Origin of the sequence: Pseudomonas sp. FP603 (assembly GCF_030687415.1) — a bacterium.
In the GTDB taxonomy this organism is placed as follows: domain Bacteria; phylum Pseudomonadota; class Gammaproteobacteria; order Pseudomonadales; family Pseudomonadaceae; genus Aquipseudomonas; species Aquipseudomonas wuhanensis.
Map to the genome: position 1 here is coordinate 4,564,658 of NZ_CP117431.1, position 19,732 is coordinate 4,584,389.

The window sequence follows — 19,732 nt, forward strand, 5'->3', positions numbered from 1 at the left end:
CGATCGAATGTATGAATTGAGGGTGTTGAATGGGCTGCACCAGGGAGCGGCACTGCCATTGGTTGGTGATCAGTGGGACATTGGCTCGGACGCTGAGCTGGACCTGGCCCTGTACGATCCAGGCGTGGCGGGTCTGCACTGTCGCTTGCAACGTGTTCATGACCAGTGGCAATTGCACGCCATGGACAGCGTCGTCTGCAACGAACAGGGTCATGGTCAGGCCGTGATACACCTTACGCCCCATCTAAAATTCACGCTGGGTACCGTTTGGCTTTGCTTGGCACACGCACAAGAAGCCTGGGACGATTGCCCAACACTCTTGCCCCAAAATGAAGATCTGACGCTCCTCTCTGGCAGCGCTAGTCACCTTGAAAAAGCAACCGTGCGGTCCCGTGTATTTAACCGGGTCAGCGGCGTGGTCCTCGGTCTTCTGATCGGCGTCGTAGGCAGTGCCTGGAGCTTAACCCGTCCGGTAACGTCCGTAGCCCCTCAACCTGTGGCAAGTGAGGAACCCTTGGTTAAGGCTCCACTGGACAGTGTTCCAGGGCCAGATCGTATCGAGGACGCGCGGCGCCATCTCATCACGATGCTCAAGGAACGCCTGCTCGATCAAGTGTCGTTGCACCAGACGCCCGAAGGTTTGACGCTCACTGGTCATCTTGATGGTGAATCACTGCAGGTCTACCTACGCATGCTAGAACAGTTCAAAGATCGCTACCCCTCCTCCATATCGCTCGTTGACAACGTGTCGACCTCGAGTACCGGCTTGCCTTTCGTCATTGTGCAGATCATGGCCGGTCCGCTGGCCCACTTGGTCATTGCTGACGGCCAGAGGCTTTACATCGGCGATGAGCGACAAGGTTTGCGCCTGACCCGGATCGATGACCACAGGATCAGATTCGAAGGCGACCGACATTTCGAGGTTCACTGGTGAACGCGGCGCTGGCGCAGTGGACAGCCATGCAACAGGCACGCTTGGCCAATTTTTCTGCCGTCACTACCAGCGGTCGGGTAAGCGCTGTGAGCGGCATTCTGCTGCAATGTCAGATTCCGGCCGCCAGAATTGGAGATCTCTGCGAAGTCAGCAAGGCCGACGGCAGCCTGATGTTGGCCGAAATCGTCGGTTTCACCACCGAGTGCACGTTACTCAGCGCTCTCGGTACCCCGGACGGTATTCAGGTAGGCGCTCGCATACAGCCACTGGGTATCAGTCATCGCATCGGTGTCGACGACAGCCTGCTGGGGAGCGTGCTGGATGGCTTTGGCCGTCCCCTGCAAGGCAACGCCACAGGAGCATTCGCTGGGCCAAACGATCGGCGTGTGACCTTGCCGGTTATCGCCGACGCAATACCGGCGACCCTGCGCCCACGCATAACTCAAGCACTTCCCACCGGCATTCGTGCCATCGACGGGCCCCTTCTGCTCGGCGAGGGGCAGCGCGTCGGGTTGTTCGCGGGCGCCGGTTGTGGCAAGACGACACTGATGGCCGAACTTGCGCGCAACATGGGATGCGACGTGATTGTGTTTGGTCTGATCGGGGAACGGGGTCGAGAGCTGCGGGAGTTCCTTGATCACGAGCTCGATGAGACGTTGCGCCAACGGTCGGTATTGATCTGCGCGACTTCGGATCGATCGAGCATGGAGCGCGCACGTGCCGCGTTCACAGCGACCGCCATCGCCGAGGCCTATCGAGCTGAGGGGCGCAAAGTATTGCTGCTTATCGACTCATTAACCCGCTTTGCTCGTGCTCAGCGGGAAATAGGCATTGCAGCGGGCGAGCCTCTGGGTCGAGGCGGATTACCCCCATCCGTTTACACCTTGCTCCCCAGACTCGTGGAGCGGGCAGGCATGAGCGAAAGCGGCTCGATCACAGCGCTTTACACGGTGCTCATCGAACAGGATTCCATGAACGATCCAGTGGCCGACGAAGTGCGCTCGCTGTTGGACGGCCATATTGTGTTATCGCGCAAATTGGCCGAACGCGGCCACTATCCAGCCATTGATGTGCAGGCCAGCATCAGCAGGGTGCTCAGTAACGTGAGTGGACGAGAGCATCAGCAAGCCAACAACCGATTGCGTCGGCTGATGGCTTGCTATCGCCAGGTGGAAATGCTTTTGCGGCTGGGCGAATACCAGCCGGGCGGCGATCCTGTGACCGATTGTGCCGTGCAACTCAACGATTCGATCAATGGTTTTCTGCAGCAGGACCTGCGTGAACCGGTGCCGCTGCAGGACACGCTGGATGCGCTGATGCACCTGACTTCGCAATTGCCGGAGGCGTAATGGACGAAGTACTGGAAGAAGATCCGCGGCAAATAGAGCTGGAGCAGGTGATTGCTGTTCTGACCCCCCTGCGACAGCATCGACTGGCTCGGGCCGAACGCGATTTACATCGAGCGAAAGACGATCTGAAGGCAATGGAGGAGCAACTGGTGAAGGCTCGTGCGCTATTGGATCAAATGCACGAAGAACAGCAAGAACGTCGACGAACGCTGGCTCAAATGCATCTGCAGCAAACCACGAAACGGACCACCATCGATCAATGGCGCGCCGAAGAGCAACGCATGCTCGATCGAATCGCAAAACGGCGTCAGGACATCGACGAGCAGTCTTTGAGCATCGACGCGCAGAAAACCCTACTCGAACAATTTCGCCAAGCCGCCACAGCACGACAGCGTGCGGTAGAAAAGTTGGCCTGTCTGAGTGAAGCCCTGAATGACGGAATCGAAGCCAAATGAGTACTCCCATCAAGCCCACGGCGCATTCGCCATCCAGAATATCACCTATTGAACGCCCGACAGTCCAGGACGTTCATCGACCTGGTCAAGCCGCAACGCGTCGGGGCGAATCCGACAAGATCCGCCCCACTGCAGCTGGACAGTCCGCGGATCAAGTATTACCGGCAGACGGCCTGCTATTCGCGCAACTACTGATGCCTCCCGGGGGCGCCCTCTCCGATAACGCATCTGAAGGCGGGTTCGGTGTGCCGTTACAGTCTGAGGTCATGATGGCGCAGTTGGTGGACGAACTGGTCTGCCAACTGCCGCTCCAGGCCGAACACCCATTTAATTTCACGCTATCAATGCCACACCTGGGCAAGGTCCAGGTCAAGGCTAATAAAAACGCCACTCATTGGGCTATCGAACTGAGCTTTGACCGCCCCGATACGCTTACCCGCCTGCAATCCCGTCAAGGTACTTGCGAACAGGCACTCACTCAGGCTCTGCGACATCCGGTACAGCTGTCTATGCATGAAGCCTCAGAACAGTGACAGCGCTAGGGCTGCGCAGCGTCAGCAACCTGGCTGCTCAGGCTTCTCGTCTACTGGGGCGGGGGTTGACGCTGGACTTTGAAGCAAGGGGCCTGGGGGGCAGCATCAGGCTCGAGCCGAGTGAGCACTGCATCGGTCCCGGAGAAGACGCAGTGCTTCTTGACAGCGCCATCGGGCCAATTCGACTGAGTGACGCAGGTGCCGTTCTTAGCCTGCTGGGGAACTTGCCGGTGGTGGTTCAAGGCCCGTATCAGGCGTGGTACTGGCAACTCGTCAATCAGCAACTGAGTACTCCGATAACAGCACTGCTAGCACCGATAGTGCCAATTTTGGAAGACGTGATCGGGGTCGAATACGAAATCGGTTGCCGATTGCAAGTGCGCTTGGGAGAAGAGTGCGTCCACGCCATATTCAGCACCTCCCCCGCCTCTTTGCTGCGCCTGCTCGAGGGCGCGCGCTGGCAGGCCGAAGAACATCACCTCGGCGATGACTGGGATGTCTCCCAGCCCTTAGTAATTGGCGAAGTGGCGCTAACTGTTGAGCAGTTCGAGTCCCTGCGCCCGGCGGATGTATTGCTGCCTTCCATTAGCTATTTCGATATCGATGGCGAAGGCCGGTTGGACTTCGGTGGCCTCCATTGGACAGTCGCTGCACAGGCACATGCCACACGAATAGTTGTACGACTGACTCACGAGGAAATCTTTTAAAATGGCAAACGATGAACTGGATCAGGAAGACTTGCCGGAAAACCCTGATGAAGACTTCATGCAGGAGCAGTATGAGGATGAGGATGACGACGAGGAAGAACGTGAGTCACCAGAGCAAAGTCTCGCCTCGCTGACGCTTGATCCGTTGAGTCAGATGTCTCTGGAGTTCACTCTGCGGTGTGGAATCTTGACGCTGACCCTCGGTGAGCTGCGCAGACTCGCGCCTGGCGTGATCCTGGAAGTGGCCGGCATCGCCCCAGGGCACGCGACCTTGTGCAAAGGCGATCGGGTGGTAGCCCATGGTGAGTTGGTCGACGTGGACGGGCGTTTGGGTCTGCAGATTACCCGACTGGCACCCCTGTCATGATAATGGACGGGATGAATCCCATACTGCTTGCGCTGTTTCTGGGCGCGATGTCGCTGATCCCCTTCATGTTGATCGTCTGCACAGCCTTTCTGAAAATTGCGATGACACTGCTAATCACCCGCAATGCGATAGGGGTTCAACAGGTACCGCCGAACATGGCGCTATATGGCATTGCGTTGGCCGCAACTATGTTTGTGATGGCGCCGGTCGTGCACGAGATACAGCAACGGCTAGAACAGAACCCATTTGAAGCTGGTGATACCGAACAATTCAAGGCAAGTGCCGCCAGGGTGATCGAACCTTTGCAGCGGTTCATGACGCGTAATACCGACCCGGACGTGATTACCCATTTGCTGGATAACACTCAACGAATGTGGCCCAAGGAAATGGCCGACAAGGCGTCCAAAGAAGATTTGATGCTGGTCATACCGGCTTTTGTGTTATCCGAGCTCCAGGCCGGATTCGAAATCGGTTTTCTCATCTATATCCCTTTTATCGTTATTGACTTGATCATTTCCAACCTCCTGTTGGCGTTAGGCATGCAGATGGTTTCCCCCATGACTATTTCACTACCGCTCAAGCTATTACTTTTTGTGCTGGTAGAGGGTTGGACACGCCTTCTCGACAGCCTTTTTTATTCTTACCTTTGAGGTCAACCGTGGAAGCGATGGCGTTGTTCAAGCAAGGCATGTTTCTAGTGATCATTCTCACGGCTCCACCCTTGGGGGTTGCCGTGCTGGTTGGCGTGATAGCGTCACTCTTGCAGGCCCTCTTGCAGATTCAGGACCAGACCCTGCCTTTTGCCGTAAAACTGGCTGCAGTCGGGCTGACGCTGTCCATGACCGGCCGCTGGATCGGCGTGGAGTTGATTCAGTTCATCAATCTGGCCTTTGACTTGATCGCCCGCACTGGAGGCCGACACTAGATGCCCAACGATGCTCAGGAGGCTTTTGAACTAATGCTGGGTATCGGGCTCGCCATGGCACGTCTGCTGCCTTGCATGATGCTGGTTCCCGCCTTCTGCTTCAAATACCTGAAAGGGCCGCTGCGTTATGCAGTGGTCGTGGCAGTGGCGATGGTGCCAGGCCCTTCGATTGGCCAGGCCCTTACCCGTCATCAAGACAACTTGTTCGTCATCGGTGGGCTACTGATTAAGGAAATCATTCTGGGCACACTCCTTGGCCTACTGCTCTATGCCCCGTTCTGGATGTTCGCATCAGTGGGTGCCTTGCTGGACAGCCAGCGCGGCGCACTCAGTGGCGGCCAGATCAATCCGTCGTTGGGACCGGATGCTACCCCATTGGGTGAGTTGTTCCAGGAAATGCTGATCATGCTGGTCATCCTGTCAGGCGGACTTTCGCTACTGACCCAAGTAATCTGGGACAGTTACAGCATTTGGCCGCCTACGTCCTGGTTCCCCGGCATGACAAAGGATGGCCTTGACCTATTCCTTGATCAACTCAGTCGGACCCTGCAACACATGATGCTGTACGCCGCGCCCTTTATTGGACTGCTTTTACTCATTGAGGCGGCTTTTGCGATGATCGGCCTGTACGCGCAGCAACTGAACGTCTCGATTCTGGCAATGCCAGCCAAAAGCATAGCAGGCCTGGCCTTTCTCTTGATCTATCTACCGGCCTTAATAGATCTGGGGGAAGGTGAGCTGTCTGCATTGCTGGACTTGAAATCGCTTTTGCCGCAGTTGGTTCAAGTCCCATGACCGAGAAAACAAAACCAGCCACACCCAAACAGCTGCGTGACGCCAGGGAAAAAGGTCAGGTTGGGCAAAGCCAAGACTTCAGTAAAGTGCTGGTGCTGCTCATGGTGAGCGAAGTTACACTTAACCTGGCAGAGGAAAGCATGGTGCGCTTGCAGCGGATGCTGGCGCTTCCGCTTGACCATGCCGGCGAACCTTTTATGGGTACAGTCGCTCGGATCAGCAGCGAAAGCGCGACGGTATTGATCAGTTTTATTCTTTGCAGTGTCGGTGTCGCAGTCATCACTCGAATGATAGGCACGTGGATGCAAATCGGCTTTCTGTTCGCCCCAAAAGCGTTGGCGCCGACGCTTGAAAGGCTCAGCCCGTTAGGGCAAGCGAAACAAATGCTTTCAATGCAGAACCTAACCACGTTAACGCTGAGCATACTCAAAGCGGCGGCCATTGCAATTACGCTGTATGTATTGATCAAACCGGCGCTTAGTACGCTCATCCTGTTAGCTTATTCTGATCTGAATACTTATTGGCGTTCGCTGGTGCAAGAATTCCGCCATATATTGCGTTCCACTCTTGGCCTGCTACTGGTCATCGGCGTGATCGACTTCGCCGTGCAAAAATATTTCCACGCTAAAAAGATGCGAACCAGTACTGAAGATATACAGAAAGAACACAAACAAGCCGAAGGTGATCCGCATGTCAAAGGTCACCGTCAACAGCTGGCACGCCAGTTGTCCAATGAGGCCCCGAGCGCACCCCGCCCATCTGTAGACACCGCGGACCTGGTAATCGTCAACCCGACCCACTACGCCGTTGCCCTGTATTATCGCCCGGGCGAAACCCCTTTGCCGTTAATTCATCGCAAGGGTATGGGCGACGAAGCCCTGGACATAATCGCCCTTGCCAAGCGCGCGAAAATCCCGGTCATACAGAGTATCTGGCTTGCCCGGACACTCTATAAAGTCAACGAAGGCAGGTATATCCCACGCCCTACTCTTCTCGCTGTCGCGCATATATATCAAGTTGTTCGCCAGCTGACAGACGTTCCGAATGAAGTTATTCGGGTCACAGATGCCTGAGTCATTCATATGTTTGTCATGTATATAATGCTTAATAAGGTCTAATGTCTGCGCGGAATCAGAACAATGAATTCACGATTTCGATCGACCTTTATTTCGCCGGCGACCTTGCGCCATTCAACAGAGGCGCACCACTGGCTTCAAGAGGCTGCTTTGTACCTGGGTGTCTGCGATGGCGAAGCGCAGATCTTCACCGAGACAGGTCTCCTGAGACTGCCAGGTATGTCCATCCAGTTGCGGCTGTGGCACGACGAACCTGTACCGCAATGGCTCGCGCTGGGGCTTCTGCCTCGTCCTCCGAACGTGTCGGTACCGCTTTGGAATGAATTACTGTTACGCGGCAATTGCACAATAAGTGCGATGGGTGCCTGTACAGCGGCCCTCGACGAACGGGGTCATGCGGTACTGATCAGCCGGCTCACTCAAGCTCATTCGGCGACCTGTGAATTGGGTGAACAACTTGCGCTGATGATCGCACTGGCTGAAAGTCTGGTGGGTGGCGCCATCGCGCTCGGCGCGGGCCCTTTCCCTTCCGAGCTGCCGGCGCGACCTCACACTCTCCCTGAAGTTTCTCAAAAAGCCACCAGCCAAGCGTCGATAGCGCACGACTGGCATCTGCCGCTACTTGCTCAAACGCTGCATTATTTGGGTGATCCCACACCGTTGGTGCACGTCGAGACCATCGGCGTGATTCGCATCGGCCCACAGCATCTGGAAATCATTGCCGACGGCGACAAGCGTCACCTGTTGATTAGCACCCCCATCGCCCGCTCCCTGCATTCTTCGGCTCAAAGGCACTTGGCGTTGCGCGCCAATCTGGAGCTGATGGCCTTAACCGGCTGCACCCTGGCGCTGGCTCCCCATGGCGCTTGCCTGCAGGGACGATGGGACACTTATGGCCTGGACGGTTACGCATTGGGAGACTGGCTGGGGGATATTGCTCAACTGGCTACGGCGTTAGGCGCAAGATCACCTTCAGTATCTGCAACGGAGTTAAGACCATGAGCCGGACGACACTCCCCTGCGCAACCTCGCTACCGGCACCACCTGCACTACTGACCAATCACGCCTGTCAGATGTCAACGCTGGAGCAAGGCCTCAGACCAATACCTGACCTGGGGTTAAAAGAACGTGCCACTCGCGTATTTGCGGGCCTTAGCCCGCATTTTCATCACGATTTTTCGGCGCGTACGTGGCAATCGATCAGGAGCACCACCCATGGCCTGTACGACCGCAGTTGCCGATTCGGCAGTGCGGCAGGTCAAAGCCTGAAGCAGGGAATTACACAGTCCTGGACCGACAGCCTTGCCAACCTACCCGCCGGGCAGACCGTCCTTGCGGTGTGCGGGCAGACTTTGCAACAAGTCGTCACCTGTGGTCTTCCAACCTACGCCAGAGAAGTGGCGTTCATGCACACTTACAGTGCCCTTGCCAACGGCCTTGCCGCAAAAAGCCCCGCTGCCGCGTTGACGCTGCAAACCGCCATCTCCCTGGTGAGCATTGCCAGCCAGGTGTATGTGCGTCAACCTCGACTGGAACGGCCGGGAGCAGACTCTACTGTGGCTGTGCGTGGTCATTTTGGCTTAAGTGAGGCGCATTGGCAGGGACTCAAACCAGAACATCGCGTGGATTTGAGCCGCAGACAAAAACAGGATTCACGCAATGTCACCCGCAATCAGGTACTTGCCGAGGTAATTTACCTCAGCCTCGGTGCGCTCGGCACGGCCAGAGGTGATGGTGCCCTGAGTGCCCGCATACTAGCGACTCAGTTACGCAACGTCGTCTACGCTGGCTCGCGGGAGGTCATGCAGGCGAGTATCAGCCTGACCGGCAAGCAGGACGACACCGTCAGTACCCACGGGGTTAACGAAAATGACATGGCGACTTTAGGCTGGGCCTATGCGGCAATGACACTGACCATGGGTTTCGTTCAGGATTCAATCAGCCAACAAACCTTGCCTCCTGGTCAGTCGCTATCCAGCCCGGCTCTGACCGATAACCGCCAACGCCCATTACAAGGTGCACAGCTGGCCCGGTCTATTCAGGCTTTGGCCGGCATGCGCGCAGGTTTCAACACCATCGTCGCAATCATGGATGGACATCTGGCCAAGCATTTTGACGCTCGCCAAGCCGGCACCACGCAACGGTTCAAGGCGACCCTGCCACTCAAGGATTATGAGCGCGTATTGGATCAGTCGGTGGCTCGAGTGGGGTGGACTAGCCTTGCCAGTGCCGCCAACATGGCCATGGGCGAAGTCTCGGCTAATCTGTCACCTGCCTTGGCCAGCTTTCTCGGCAATACGGCAACGGCGGCGGCTCTGGGGCTGGCTTATCGCACCGTCAATCAGACCTTCCAGGCCCATGGCTGCGAACGCAAGGCCAGTGCGAGCGCTACACCTCTACCCTGACCGATGGCATGCCTCAAAACGACGTGGGTCGACTGATCGATGTCATGGCCGAAGCTCCGGCGCGTAGCGCCAGCTCTCCAGAGGCACTGCCCCGGATGGACCCAAAGGCAGTACCCGTGCTCAATCCTTGAGTGGGACGACCGTGAAATCTATCTGGTGATCGCGCTCATCCAAGCCCTGCCGCATTTCCAGAGGCCACCAGATAACCAGATCGCGATCGGACGAGTCCGGCCGCTTGCAGGCATCTGGTGAGCAACCTGAATGGACGCAACCGGTCAACAGCGCCGGCAGCATGAACAAACTGAAATATCGATGCGGGATCATGGGGTCACTCTCTGGAGAAGCGAGGCTCGGGCGGGTGCAGTCTGTTTCGCGGTTTGCGGCTGGCGCATTGCGATGAACACTTCGCTTTCCTCGCCCGGCTGCAACCAGGCGTGTGGCCAGGCACTGACACCAATGACCCAGCGCCCGCCGCAGCGGCCTTCGTCAAGACGCAAAGGTTTCGAACCGTTGTTTCGTGCAACGACAACCGCCACGCCCCAATCGTCGTGAGCAAACCACTGCGAACTTTGGCTGTCCAGCTCCAGACCATTTTCAGGAGCACACAGACTTTGTGCGGCGAAGGGCAACTCTTCGCCACTGCGCAAGCCCACAGGTGTTGTACCGTTGAGCAACTCCTTGAAGGCCTGTTGCACGTCACCTCTTGTCGGCTCGAAACGGTTATCGCGGCGTGCGGCAATCTTTCTCATCTGTTCATCCAGATCATGGGGGTTACCGTTTTCCACATAACGTGACGGATTGATCTGGTCACCGACCAATCGCGGCGTAAGAATAAACAAACGCTCTCGGTTATTGACCTCGCGGTTGCGCCACTGAAACAGCAACTTGCCTAACACCGGTATGTCACCCAGCAGCGGAATTTTCTTGATCTTTTCGTTCGCTTCCACCGCATGAAGACCGCCTATGACTAGAGAGCCGCGTTCCGCGATTACGGCCTGGGTGCTGATGTTGCCCTTTCGCACACTGGGCTGCGTATCGTCAATCTGGGAAGGATCGATTTGACCGTCTTCAATGTCGACGATCAATTCCACCTGGGATTTACCATTGTGCTCTAGCGAACGAGGGATGACTTGCAGGCTGGTACCAGCAATGATCGGGGTGATGCTGGCGACACGTTCGGCAGTCGCCTTCAAAAATTCAGTGCGGCTGAAGTCGATCACGGCCGGGTGGTTTTCCAACGTCAGGATCGAAGGGTTACCGATCACCGAGGCAGAACCGTTGCCTTCCAATGCCCGCAGCTCGGCGGCGAACTTGCCCGCGTCCTGAATGAAGAGAGTTGATCTGCCGCCTTCCAGCATGTTTGCGCTGCCACTGACACTACCGGATTTAAAGTTCCAGCGACTGGATAACTCCGCCAACTCGTGTCGATCGATGTCGAGAATAATTGCATCGATCTCGATCAGTTGTCGCGGCACGTCCAACTGCTCGACCAACTTCTGATACAGCACTTTGCGATGAGGCAGGTCGTAGATCAGCACTGCATTGTTGCGCACGTCGGCACTGACGGCGATGCGCGTTTTTTTCGCGCCGATGCTGCCGGCGCTGCTGCGGTTAACGTTGCCGCCAAGAACTCGGTCCAGCCCCTGCTCCAGCGACGTCGTGTCCAGAGCTCCATACCCTGTGTTGCCATAGGCGGCGTTCTGTGCGCTGCCGAGAGGACTGGCAGGCAGCGAACCGAATTTGCCAGCCGCTATCGACTCTCCCCGAGAACGCGCGCCCAGCAATTCCTGGAGCATGCTGGCGACACCAGGCACGGTCATCTGCTCATCGCGGTAGCGAATGGAGCGGTCGGCGGCGTTGGCGTACTTAAGAGGCAAGACGATCACTTCCTGCTTTTCAGCTTCACCCGCCCCCGCGGCATCACCGATGAATTCACGTATGAACTCGACGTATTTTTCGGGTCCGCGGACCAGCACAACCCCCTGCTCTGACAGGACACCCCAGCCAAAACGAGGATCTAGCAGGCCCACGTCGGTCAGCGCTTCTTGCAGGTCATCAAGTCCGTCGGACGAGACCTCGATTCGGGCAGACGTCTGCCCGTTGGTTGGACTGACAAACAACGTGTCGTTATAGACGAACCACTGAAAGTGATGCTCCTGCCCCAAACGATCGAGGAACGCCTGAGGATTTTTAGCACGAAAACGTCCATTGAGGACGCCTTCCATGGGGGGCATGTCCAGCACCAGACCAAATTCCCGGGCAAAACCACCCAAGGTGGTGGCCAAATCGGTCTGCTGCGCGTCGTATGCGTAAGCCGTGTGCTTCCAGGCTTCAGGCACCGCCGCCCATAAGGGTGTTTCGATGCCGATTAAGAGAAAAGGCAACCATTTGTAGGCCTTACGCATTTAATTCTCCAGCTTGCCAGGATGGCAGTAGGCGCACGGCTGTAGGCAGAGCCAAACAGGAGTATTCACTGAATGCCATCAAGAATCGCCTTGGTAATGCCGTTGTCTGCACGCTGTGCTTCAGTCATGACAAAAGATGCGCTGGCAACCCCACGTGCAGCTTCAGTGAAAGCTTGCATGTCTTCAATCGTGCCGCTTTCGGAGGCGGCAGCTGCCGCGTCGTCAAAATCGTCATTGGCCTGGTTCATCGAGCGATCAAGGCTGTTACGAAGGTGTTCAAAGTTCAGCATCGAAAATACTCCTGTCTGTTGGTTGAGCTTGAGTGGTTGAACGCCTGCGGTCGGTTCCCTGGTGCTCATTGAAGGCGGGTCAGTACCCCGCGACGCAAGCTAGGCCAATCTATTTCGAACGCACCCGAGGCGTGGCTCAGACGCAATGCTTCAGGTGTCAGGTCAGGGTCTGCCTTGAGCTGCCAGTGTTGCGCAAAGCGGTTTTCGGTCAGCCATGCGCGCAAAGGTTCAACCACATTGGGATGGCAGTTAAGCGTGCCGATGGGTTCATTGGGCTGACTACTGGCCAGATTTCTGACCAGAGCGCGGATGCGCTCGAATAAACCCGCTTCATCCAACAAACGCCCGAGTGCCACATCCAGCAGCGTTTCAGTCGAGGCAATTGCATCACGTTGCAGACTCACGCCCTGTTGCTCAAGGGAGCTCAGGAAACCTTGGGCGGTCGCCCAAAACTCGGTGGTCGCCTGATCGAGCAGCTGCCTGACTTCATCTTGTGCAGCACTTATCAGGCGGTCGGCTTCGATATGTGCCTTGTCCAATACTTCGCTGGCAAGCAGTACGTCCGCCAGATGCTCTCGGCGCACAATTATTTCTGCCAAAACCGGGGGTGCCCCCAAAGACAATCGCCGTTTCACCCACATGCGCAGTGCTCCTTGGGGTTACTCAAGAGCGACTCGCCAGAGCACGGACTGCCAAAGAGTCTGAAGCTTCTTATCAGGCAAGCCGTTGACCCATTGACCAGGCTCTCCAGGGGCCCACATCAGTTGCAGTCTCGACCAACAGCGTTCTCCCACAAAGGCGCCAAGCAACACGCGCTCATCCTCGATCCCCGGATGGATCCATTGCCCTGGACGGATCGCTTTGGCCAATCCATAGCACCAGCCATCTTCAAGATCAGGGGATGCCGCTTGCGCCGGTTTGGCAAAACAGACTCGCTGTACCAGTGAGAAAGCATGTTCACGCTGCTTCGGGGTCAACGCGAGCCACCGCAGCAGTGCTTCCACGGGTTCCGGCGGCTGAGAAGGGACGATACCAACAATGCGCAAGAAGTCGACATGACGACTGCGTGCCACCGCATTGCAGTCGCCGGACGACAGCCCGCCGAGAGTGGCAAATTTCGCTTTCCACTCAGGATGAGCCCAATGCCAGGGGGCGCACCACCACTCCACCCATTGGCCGGTCATGTGCCTGCCGGTGTAACCGGTCGCTCGCCTCGACGAAGGTTGGCCCACGCCGATCTTAGGCGCGTGCCCGCTGCCCTGCGCCAATCGGCGCGCAGGCTCAGCATAAGGGCCGCTATCAGCAATGGGAGCAGAAGAACGCCGCCGTAGGTCATTTTTTTCCAGAATCCAAGATTCCGGCTGTCTATGAAAAAGGGACCAAACTCAACCAGTCGCTCGGTCTCCTGAAACTCTCCCGCAGGCACAAACACAATGGAAATTTTCTTTGAGTCGGACGTTTCTCCGGACATACCAGGAAGGCTGCTGGCAACCATCTGTTGAATTCGCCCACGAACGCTGTCGGGGTCCAATGCCGAAGAGTGCTTGACGAACACTGCCGCCGACGCTGGCTGTATACGCTCACCCGGGGCGATGCGCTCGGGCAGAACTACATGAACTCGCGCCACGATAACTCCGTCAACTTGGGATAACGTCGCTTCCAGCTCTTGCGACAATGCATAGATGTAGCGGGCTCGCTCTTCCAGCGGTGTGGAAATGACGCCCTCTTTCTTGAATATTTCGCCCAGACTGGTGCGCAAGCGCTTCGGTAGTCCAGCGGCGTCCAGTAGCCGCACTGCCCGATTGAGATCGCTGGTCGCAACGACGATCGCCACGCCCTTTTTTTCCTGGCGCTTATGAGCATCGATGCGATGGTCATTCAGCTTGGCCACTACATCGTTGGCGTCTCGCTCGGACAATTCACCGAACAAATCAGTAACATCGCTACAGCCACTGAGTAACAGTACATACAACAACAGACACGGCCACCGAATTTTCACAAAATTCCTTTACTGCAGGTTTGTAAGTTTGTCGATGGCTTGAGTACCATTTTTGATCACCTTGGTCGTCAATGCCGTGACGTGCGAAAATGTTGCGAGATCGTGAGTCAATTTGGATATGTCCGTCGGGTCACCCGACGCTGCCACCTTTTGAAAAGACCGTAGCGCCTGCTGCGAGAGTTTGTCAGAAGACTCCAGGCCTTTGGACAATGCAGCGCTTGCCCAATCACTGAGAGGGTCTGTTGAGGATGTTGGTTGAGGTTGCATAGCCGAACTGAAGAGGTCGGTATCCGACTGCGAGGGAGGCATCACCAACCCTTGCTCAAGTCTCAGGTCGGGCATACTGGTTTCCACAGAACTGGCAGCAGAAATAGCCATTAGGGTTTCCCAAGAAGCGAACGAAAAAATTAAAAGTCTGGTGACTACTATGTAGCCACAAAACATCGCGTTTACTGGCTGGCGTCTACTAAGCCAATTCAAGCATTAGCATTTAGAGCTCCGTTCAGCCAAACCCATCTGGCACGCTGAACGGAACTATGACGGAACCGCTTGCAGTAAACTCTGACCGCACAAACCGAAAGCTCTCGTCAAATCGTCTGATCCGACCCAGCCACCGATTTAAACCAAGAGTTGTTAATATTGCAGGCCCTTGGCATTCGCTGCTTCGGCTGAAAAACGCTTGTTATGAGTATCACCACGGCCGGCCTCTATGGCTGCCGCTGTATCGGCAAGCTTCTTGGTAGTATTAGCCTCATCTTGTGCACGAGTCGTTTGCGCACTGATTTGGTCTTGATGTCTAGCAGACTCGCGTATGGCATCTAAAGATTCACTCTCGCCAGTGGCGTTGTAACGCTCCCGCTCGTTCGCTACTTTGCCATGCGCCGATTTCGCTCCTGAACTTAGATCGCCGCCCAATCCAACAACTCCGCCTACCACACTGTTGATTGCATTTCCTATATCAAACATAATTATTGCCTCTTGAGTGATCCCGACCGAACGGCTGGAGAGTACGAATGTGTTTAATAAATGATTCGGCCGGTGTTGCCTGACGCTGCCGACTCCGATGGGTTAGTGTGTTCCGCAGAAACGTCTGACTTCGGTTGGAGCTGCTGGACCGCTGCTGTGGCGCCTTTGGTCAGGTCCGCAAGATTACCAATGAGTTGTGGTATTGCATGACGTTCGAGCATACCCGCAATAATACCGATCATAGTGTTGCTCCTGGAATTAAAGCCCACGTAATCGCGGGTTACTATTGGGTGGTAACGAGTCCCTGTTCGGTTCCGTATTCGTGTACTTAAAAAATTTGACCGAACGTGGGGGTAAGTGCGGCGATGCCCTCCTCAGACACCCAGCGCCTTCATACGGTGATAAAGCGTGCGGCGAGGTATTCCCAGCTCCAGGCTGACGGCTTCAATGCTATTGCAGTGGCGTTTAAGCGATTCCTGAATCAGGACTTTCTCAATAATCCGCAGTTGTGCCTTGAGCCCAATTGCGACTGCGGGCTCAGTACAAAACGTCGCATCGAGCAACGGCGCGCCCAGCACGAATCGATTGGCTGCCGACTTCAATTCACGAATGTTGCCTGGCCACTCGTGCTGAAGCAGGACTTTACGTACGGCGGGGGTGACCACTTGTGCATCTCGCCCCAATTGGTCAGCCGACGCGGCAATAAACTGAGTGAACAGCGGAACAATTCTGCACCGGCGGTCGCGCAAGGCTGGCAGCTGCAAAGCAATGACGTTGAGACGAAAAAATAGATCGCGTCGAAACGCCCCCCCCTCGACCATCTCACTGAGTGAACGTTGAGCGGAAGCAATCACGCACAAATCCAGTGCAATAGCGGTAGTGGACCCCAAACGCTCTACTGTACGAGTTTCAAGCACACGCAACAGTTTCGCTTGTAGTGCAAGCGGCATACTGTCGATCTCATCCAAGTAAAGCGTTCCACTTTGCGCCGCTTCGATGTACCCGATACGTGATCGATCAGCGCCCGTATAGGCGCCACTCATCACACCAAATAGCTCGCTTTCGGCAAGTGACTCGGGAATCGCGGCGCTGTTCATCGCGACCAACCGTCCTTTGCGACCGGAAAGGTTATGGATTTGCTGAGCCAGAGTATCTTTTCCGGTCCCGGTCTCTCCCGTCAGTAGTACATCGACACCCAACTCTGCGATATGCCGGACATTCCTCGCCAGATCATCTACGTCGTGAGGTTCAACTGACCGGTGATCGCGAATATCTTTCACGAGCCCCCCTGGTCTTTCGCCTCGCACCTGGATTGAAAGGGCGAGTCGTCATAGGCAATGCCATCTGACATCAAGCGCATGACGCTTTCATCCTGGAATACAGCGTACGCTTCGGAATATCCAATTCATCGACGACCGCATCTATGCTGTTTTGGTGGCGCTTTAGAGCATCTTTGATCAGTTCGTTTTCCACAAGTCTCAGCTGTGTCTTCAACCCAGCGGTCGATCGTGTTATTCCTACACCAACGGTTCCAAGCAGTGGAAATCCCAACACGAAGCGTTGAGCAGCGGATCTTAGCTCACGAATATTACCGGACCAGGCATGTCCGAGTAACACCCACTCAAGGTGACCGTCAAGCGCAGGGACTGCCCGATTGAAATGCTCGGCAATGACACTGGTGAAATAATGAAACATCGGCAGAATTTGCTCACGGCAGGTGCGCAAGGCTGGGAGTTGGATCGTCAGGGCATTGAGTCGGAAAAACAGATCGCGACGAAAAAGTCCTTGGTCAACGAGCGGGCCGAGAGGCCTTTGCGCAGATGCGATGACGCGAAAGTCCACTGGTATGAAGGTTGTCGAACCAAGCCGTTCGATCCCGCGAGACTCCAATGTCCGAAGCAACTTAGCCTGCAAGGACAGCGGCATGCTATCGATTTCGTCGAGATACAAGGTTCCCATCTGGGCAGCCTCGATATACCCCATTCTAGACTGAGTAACTCCGGTGAACGCCCCCGCTCATTACGCCGAATAACTGGCTTTCAGCCAAAGTCTCGGGGATGGCCGCGCAGTTGATACCGACCCACGAGCCTGTTCGGCCAGACAATTCGTGGATATGTTTGGCCAGCGTGTCCTTGCCGGTTCCCGTTTCTCCGTACAAGAGCAAGTCCAATTCGATGTTGGCGTAGCGCGAGGCTTTTTCGTGAAGTTGCGCCGATACTGGACTATCCTCTGACGCGATGCTGCCAAGCCCAGTTGATGTTTTCATTGATCTATTTACCAAAAAGGATGCGGCAAGCATCACCGCACGTTATCGAATGAGAAAGGGGCGCGTCTGTGCCGAGAACGACGCGCGGTACCACGGACTTTTTCCACATCGATGTCGAACACATATTTGACATACCGACTACAAATCGGGGCGTTGTCTGAACACGACACTAACGAACTCCACACCGAGGTTGTGAAAACAATCCGTTGTCGCTGCCTCTCCATTCGGCGCACTCATGCGGCAATTAGCCACCAGTGACGATGTCTTTCTTTTCTGTACCCCGGTCAGATCATACATTTCTGATCTGAATAAATAGTTGAAGCAAAAAACCAAAAAGCTCGTTAAACGGACCTCAAAAAGATACTTTTCATGGTTTATAAAGAAGTATCGATAAAAACAGTGCAAACGGGACGAATCAGATACCCGTTCGAAACACCGGTGTGTGTCGGATATAAAGCTTTTCCACCACATATTCAATCAGTGTATCTACGCAGCTGGCATCCTTATTTCGACGCGCATGAAGCAACCTTACATCACTGTCGATACCTTGGGATTCCTTGATACTGACTACGGCTATAAGGGCCGTCTCTTTACTGTCCCACACCGAGCCCAACCAAGGACGCGGCATCGAAATATCCATATTGGCGATCGTGGCCCCCACGCTATGTCGGATAGTCGACAAACCGAGGCAGCTATCAATTTCGGATAACTTCTCGTTATATCCAGCATCATCAAGCGACTCATACTGCTTTAGTTCATGTTTTCGCGCTACATAATGCCGAGAGTTAATTTCGCCCAGTTCCAACGGGATGCCCAGAGCCACCTCATTTTTGAATATCTCCGCCCCACCACCCAAAATTATCTTTAGTAAATTCTCGGCAGACTTTTCGTCGGTTTCAATCCCAAGTGCTGTGGCGTTCGAAGCGATCGTTTGTAACATCGCGTGTTTGTTGATGACGAAGCACGCGCTGACTCCAGTGCAGAGTTTTTCGGCACTGTAATTGACAACAGCAAATTTTGGATTTAACCGGCGACCACCAGCCATCAAACCCAAAACACCCGCAAGATCTCCTTGGTCGCTCCGCAGACTCTTGTAGGCCAGATAGGCGGGCTTGCTACCACCCACCACATGTGCAAGCCCTTGCTCGAGAATTGCTGTAAGCAACATTTTGCTGCCTGGGTAACGATCCTCGGTGTAGGGGTTTGTGCTTGAGAGGAATGTCTCGAACGCCTGCGGACGATTTGTGCCGAGACCTGCCGAAGAACCAAGCAAGGGACCTATTGACACATCAATGATTCGTGAATGGTCTATGGTAACCGTATCAAAGGTCAACGCTGAGGCAGGCGACGATGTCTCCTGATTCGATGGATATGCCTCATTCGGGATCATAGCCGAACCCAGATTAACGCCTTTTCCACTCAAATTTTCCATGCTTACACCCTCAAAATTGTTATGTGTATGCTGCTCAGTGGGTGCGCGTTGCACCTTGAACTGCAAGGCAGAAATCGGGTGAGCGACAGTGCAAGCATTTGGCGAACGTTTCGGCTCCACAGACATAAGAATTCTTGTATTCCGAATGCCTATTGATTCGCAAATTTGTAAACGAGTAATTGAGTGGTATTTCCGTCAGCTAAGGTTCCCAATTTTTTCTTCGCGTGTTTCCCCACCCGTAAATCATCTGATGCAATTGACGTTTCTATCAAATCTCATGAAGTGATTTCCGTATGGGCTGGCCACCGCGCAGGCACTCCCCGCAGTGCTTCCGTCCTCGCAGGGGTAATGGCCAGTTGCTCCAGCGCGCTGGTTAGGAAAAGCCCGAATCGCTTTGCGCGACGCCACTAGCGAATCGAAATCATCTGTAAATAAACTCATGCCCCCCCATAACGTCGCGATCTTGTAATTTGTTTTTAGAGTGTTGCACGGCGCCCAGGTAAAACCCAGTGAACGCTCTTCAAGAACGTAATGCAGCAGGTGCATGACCGGTTCAATGGAAAGCGCAACTACATTACGCGCAAGCCTATTGCGCCGTCTCAGAAATAATCCCTATTGATCTGTGAAGCCAGTACCTCACGGGCGCGTTGTATTTTGTTCAAAATATCCTCTCCCTTTGCATTCCAGACATAGCGCGTCGGTTGCGCATTTCGCAGCGCCAAGAACGTGGTACTCGACCTTTCCAACTCACGCACTGAGCTGAAGCTGCCCTCTCGTAGATACACCGTCCCATGGTCGCTTGGAGCGAGCACTGCGGTGGAAAAATGT

Annotated in this window: 23 protein-coding genes and 2 pseudogenes; 12 read left to right on the top strand and 13 right to left on the bottom strand. The window is 55.1% G+C overall.

Features of this window, described 5'->3' with window-relative positions:
- The first annotated feature begins 7 nt into the window (after positions 1-7).
- The 12 genes from PSH65_RS21045 (at position 8) to PSH65_RS21100 (ending at position 9,546) form a co-directional block, all read left to right on the top strand.
- Positions 8-934, top strand: a complete 927-nt coding sequence (locus PSH65_RS21045; RefSeq protein WP_305422175.1) for an FHA domain-containing protein — start codon at positions 8-10, stop codon at positions 932-934.
- Positions 931-2,283, top strand: a complete 1,353-nt coding sequence (locus PSH65_RS21050) for a FliI/YscN family ATPase (RefSeq protein ID WP_370694660.1) — start codon at positions 931-933, stop codon at positions 2,281-2,283. The genes PSH65_RS21045 and PSH65_RS21050 overlap by 4 nt, the downstream gene beginning before the upstream one ends.
- Positions 2,283-2,738: a type III secretion protein gene (locus PSH65_RS21055; RefSeq protein ID WP_305422176.1), complete on the top strand. Its 456-nt coding sequence runs from the start codon at positions 2,283-2,285 to the stop codon at positions 2,736-2,738. Before PSH65_RS21050 ends, PSH65_RS21055 begins: the two co-directional genes overlap by 1 nt.
- On the top strand, positions 2,735-3,271 hold the full coding sequence (locus tag PSH65_RS21060; protein WP_305422177.1) for a type III secretion system HrpP C-terminal domain-containing protein: 537 nt from the start codon (positions 2,735-2,737) through the stop codon (positions 3,269-3,271). The genes PSH65_RS21055 and PSH65_RS21060 overlap by 4 nt, the downstream gene beginning before the upstream one ends.
- A gap of 152 nt (positions 3,272-3,423) precedes the next feature.
- The gene (locus tag PSH65_RS21065) at positions 3,424-3,978 is read left to right on the top strand and encodes a type III secretion system protein (protein WP_305422178.1); all 555 of its coding nucleotides are present in this window, start codon (positions 3,424-3,426) and stop codon (positions 3,976-3,978) included.
- Position 3,979: 1 nt separating this feature from the next.
- Complete coding sequence (locus PSH65_RS21070) at positions 3,980-4,345, top strand: FliM/FliN family flagellar motor switch protein (protein ID WP_305422179.1); 366 nt, start codon at positions 3,980-3,982, stop codon at positions 4,343-4,345.
- Positions 4,342-4,995 carry a type III secretion system export apparatus subunit SctR gene (sctR, locus tag PSH65_RS21075; RefSeq protein WP_305422180.1) on the top strand — a complete coding sequence of 218 codons (654 nt, stop codon included), beginning with the start codon at positions 4,342-4,344 and terminating at the stop codon, positions 4,993-4,995. Before PSH65_RS21070 ends, sctR begins: the two co-directional genes overlap by 4 nt.
- Positions 4,996-5,003: 8 nt before the next feature.
- Positions 5,004-5,270: a type III secretion system export apparatus subunit SctS gene (gene sctS, locus PSH65_RS21080; protein WP_305422182.1), complete on the top strand. Its 267-nt coding sequence runs from the start codon at positions 5,004-5,006 to the stop codon at positions 5,268-5,270.
- A complete protein-coding gene (gene sctT / locus PSH65_RS21085) occupies positions 5,271-6,065 on the top strand; it encodes a type III secretion system export apparatus subunit SctT (protein WP_305422183.1) in 795 nt (264 codons plus the stop codon).
- Positions 6,062-7,138 (top strand): type III secretion system export apparatus subunit SctU, encoded by a 1,077-nt coding sequence (gene sctU / locus PSH65_RS21090; RefSeq protein WP_305422184.1) that lies wholly within the window; start codon positions 6,062-6,064, stop codon positions 7,136-7,138. The genes sctT and sctU overlap by 4 nt, the downstream gene beginning before the upstream one ends.
- A 66-nt stretch (positions 7,139-7,204) precedes the next feature.
- Positions 7,205-8,143 (top strand): CesT family type III secretion system chaperone, encoded by a 939-nt coding sequence (locus PSH65_RS21095; RefSeq protein WP_305422185.1) that lies wholly within the window; start codon positions 7,205-7,207, stop codon positions 8,141-8,143.
- Positions 8,144-8,547: 404 nt separating this feature from the next.
- Complete coding sequence (locus tag PSH65_RS21100; RefSeq protein ID WP_305422187.1) at positions 8,548-9,546, top strand: hypothetical protein; 999 nt, start codon at positions 8,548-8,550, stop codon at positions 9,544-9,546.
- 120 nt (positions 9,547-9,666) lie between these two features.
- On the opposite strand, the gene hrpT is transcribed toward PSH65_RS21100, so the two are convergent.
- The 13 genes and pseudogenes from hrpT to PSH65_RS21165 all read right to left on the bottom strand — a co-directional run.
- Positions 9,667-9,870: an HrpT family type III secretion system protein gene (gene hrpT / locus PSH65_RS21105; RefSeq protein WP_305422188.1), complete on the bottom strand. Its 204-nt coding sequence runs from the start codon at positions 9,868-9,870 to the stop codon at positions 9,667-9,669.
- On the bottom strand, positions 9,867-11,951 hold the full coding sequence (gene sctC / locus PSH65_RS21110; RefSeq protein ID WP_305422190.1) for a type III secretion system outer membrane ring subunit SctC: 2,085 nt from the start codon (positions 11,949-11,951) through the stop codon (positions 9,867-9,869). The genes hrpT and sctC overlap by 4 nt, the downstream gene beginning before the upstream one ends.
- A gap of 65 nt (positions 11,952-12,016) precedes the next feature.
- A complete protein-coding gene (locus PSH65_RS21115; protein WP_305422191.1) occupies positions 12,017-12,241 on the bottom strand; it encodes a type III secretion protein in 225 nt (74 codons plus the stop codon).
- A 65-nt stretch (positions 12,242-12,306) separates the two neighbouring features.
- Positions 12,307-12,882 carry a type III secretion system stator protein SctL gene (gene sctL / locus PSH65_RS21120; protein WP_305422192.1) on the bottom strand — a complete coding sequence of 192 codons (576 nt, stop codon included), beginning with the start codon at positions 12,880-12,882 and terminating at the stop codon, positions 12,307-12,309.
- Between the two features lie 18 nt (positions 12,883-12,900).
- Positions 12,901-13,425, bottom strand: coding sequence for a type III secretion protein (locus PSH65_RS21125; RefSeq protein WP_305422194.1), 525 nt, complete (start codon positions 13,423-13,425; stop codon positions 12,901-12,903).
- Positions 13,422-14,234: a type III secretion system inner membrane ring lipoprotein SctJ gene (sctJ, locus tag PSH65_RS21130; RefSeq protein ID WP_370694711.1), complete on the bottom strand. Its 813-nt coding sequence runs from the start codon at positions 14,232-14,234 to the stop codon at positions 13,422-13,424. The genes PSH65_RS21125 and sctJ overlap by 4 nt, the downstream gene beginning before the upstream one ends.
- Positions 14,235-14,249: 15 nt before the next feature.
- The gene (locus tag PSH65_RS21135) at positions 14,250-14,618 is read right to left on the bottom strand and encodes an EscI/YscI/HrpB family type III secretion system inner rod protein (RefSeq protein ID WP_305422196.1); all 369 of its coding nucleotides are present in this window, start codon (positions 14,616-14,618) and stop codon (positions 14,250-14,252) included.
- A 255-nt stretch (positions 14,619-14,873) separates the two neighbouring features.
- A complete protein-coding gene (locus tag PSH65_RS21140) occupies positions 14,874-15,206 on the bottom strand; it encodes a hypothetical protein (RefSeq protein ID WP_305422197.1) in 333 nt (110 codons plus the stop codon).
- Positions 15,207-15,259: 53 nt separating this feature from the next.
- The gene (locus PSH65_RS21145; RefSeq protein ID WP_305422198.1) at positions 15,260-15,448 is read right to left on the bottom strand and encodes a hypothetical protein; all 189 of its coding nucleotides are present in this window, start codon (positions 15,446-15,448) and stop codon (positions 15,260-15,262) included.
- 132 nt (positions 15,449-15,580) lie between these two features.
- Positions 15,581-16,435 carry a sigma 54-interacting transcriptional regulator gene (locus PSH65_RS21150; protein WP_305427031.1) on the bottom strand — a complete coding sequence of 285 codons (855 nt, stop codon included), beginning with the start codon at positions 16,433-16,435 and terminating at the stop codon, positions 15,581-15,583.
- Between the two features lie 121 nt (positions 16,436-16,556).
- Positions 16,557-17,376: pseudogene (locus tag PSH65_RS21155) on the bottom strand (sigma 54-interacting transcriptional regulator).
- A 511-nt stretch (positions 17,377-17,887) separates the two neighbouring features.
- Positions 17,888-18,904, bottom strand: coding sequence for a hypothetical protein (locus PSH65_RS21160; RefSeq protein ID WP_305422200.1), 1,017 nt, complete (start codon positions 18,902-18,904; stop codon positions 17,888-17,890).
- Between the two features lie 599 nt (positions 18,905-19,503).
- A pseudogene (locus tag PSH65_RS21165) lies at positions 19,504-19,692 on the bottom strand (IS630 family transposase); the annotation flags it as partial.
- Between the last annotated feature and the right edge of the window lie 40 nt (positions 19,693-19,732).

Bases quoted from the DNA above. Each gene is read 5' to 3' on its own strand.
- PSH65_RS21045 (WP_305422175.1), top strand. From the start codon at position 8: ATGTATGAATTGAGGGTGTTGAATGGGCTGCACCAGGGAGCGGCACTG.
- PSH65_RS21055 (WP_305422176.1), top strand. From the start codon at position 2,283: ATGGACGAAGTACTGGAAGAAGATCCGCGGCAAATAGAGCTGGAGCAG.
- PSH65_RS21060 (WP_305422177.1), top strand. From the start codon at position 2,735: ATGAGTACTCCCATCAAGCCCACGGCGCATTCGCCATCCAGAATATCA.
- PSH65_RS21070 (WP_305422179.1), top strand. From the start codon at position 3,980: ATGGCAAACGATGAACTGGATCAGGAAGACTTGCCGGAAAACCCTGAT.
- sctR (WP_305422180.1), top strand. From the start codon at position 4,342: ATGATAATGGACGGGATGAATCCCATACTGCTTGCGCTGTTTCTGGGC.
- sctT (WP_305422183.1), top strand. From the start codon at position 5,271: ATGCCCAACGATGCTCAGGAGGCTTTTGAACTAATGCTGGGTATCGGG.
- sctU (WP_305422184.1), top strand. From the start codon at position 6,062: ATGACCGAGAAAACAAAACCAGCCACACCCAAACAGCTGCGTGACGCC.
- PSH65_RS21095 (WP_305422185.1), top strand. From the start codon at position 7,205: ATGAATTCACGATTTCGATCGACCTTTATTTCGCCGGCGACCTTGCGC.
- PSH65_RS21100 (WP_305422187.1), top strand. From the start codon at position 8,548: ATGCACACTTACAGTGCCCTTGCCAACGGCCTTGCCGCAAAAAGCCCC.
- hrpT (WP_305422188.1), bottom strand. From the start codon at position 9,870: ATGATCCCGCATCGATATTTCAGTTTGTTCATGCTGCCGGCGCTGTTG.
- sctC (WP_305422190.1), bottom strand. From the start codon at position 11,951: ATGCGTAAGGCCTACAAATGGTTGCCTTTTCTCTTAATCGGCATCGAA.
- PSH65_RS21115 (WP_305422191.1), bottom strand. From the start codon at position 12,241: ATGCTGAACTTTGAACACCTTCGTAACAGCCTTGATCGCTCGATGAAC.
- sctL (WP_305422192.1), bottom strand. From the start codon at position 12,882: ATGTGGGTGAAACGGCGATTGTCTTTGGGGGCACCCCCGGTTTTGGCA.
- PSH65_RS21125 (WP_305422194.1), bottom strand. From the start codon at position 13,425: ATGACCGGCCAATGGGTGGAGTGGTGGTGCGCCCCCTGGCATTGGGCT.
- PSH65_RS21135 (WP_305422196.1), bottom strand. From the start codon at position 14,618: ATGGCTATTTCTGCTGCCAGTTCTGTGGAAACCAGTATGCCCGACCTG.
- PSH65_RS21140 (WP_305422197.1), bottom strand. From the start codon at position 15,206: ATGTTTGATATAGGAAATGCAATCAACAGTGTGGTAGGCGGAGTTGTT.
- PSH65_RS21145 (WP_305422198.1), bottom strand. From the start codon at position 15,448: ATGATCGGTATTATTGCGGGTATGCTCGAACGTCATGCAATACCACAA.
- PSH65_RS21160 (WP_305422200.1), bottom strand. From the start codon at position 18,904: ATGGAAAATTTGAGTGGAAAAGGCGTTAATCTGGGTTCGGCTATGATC.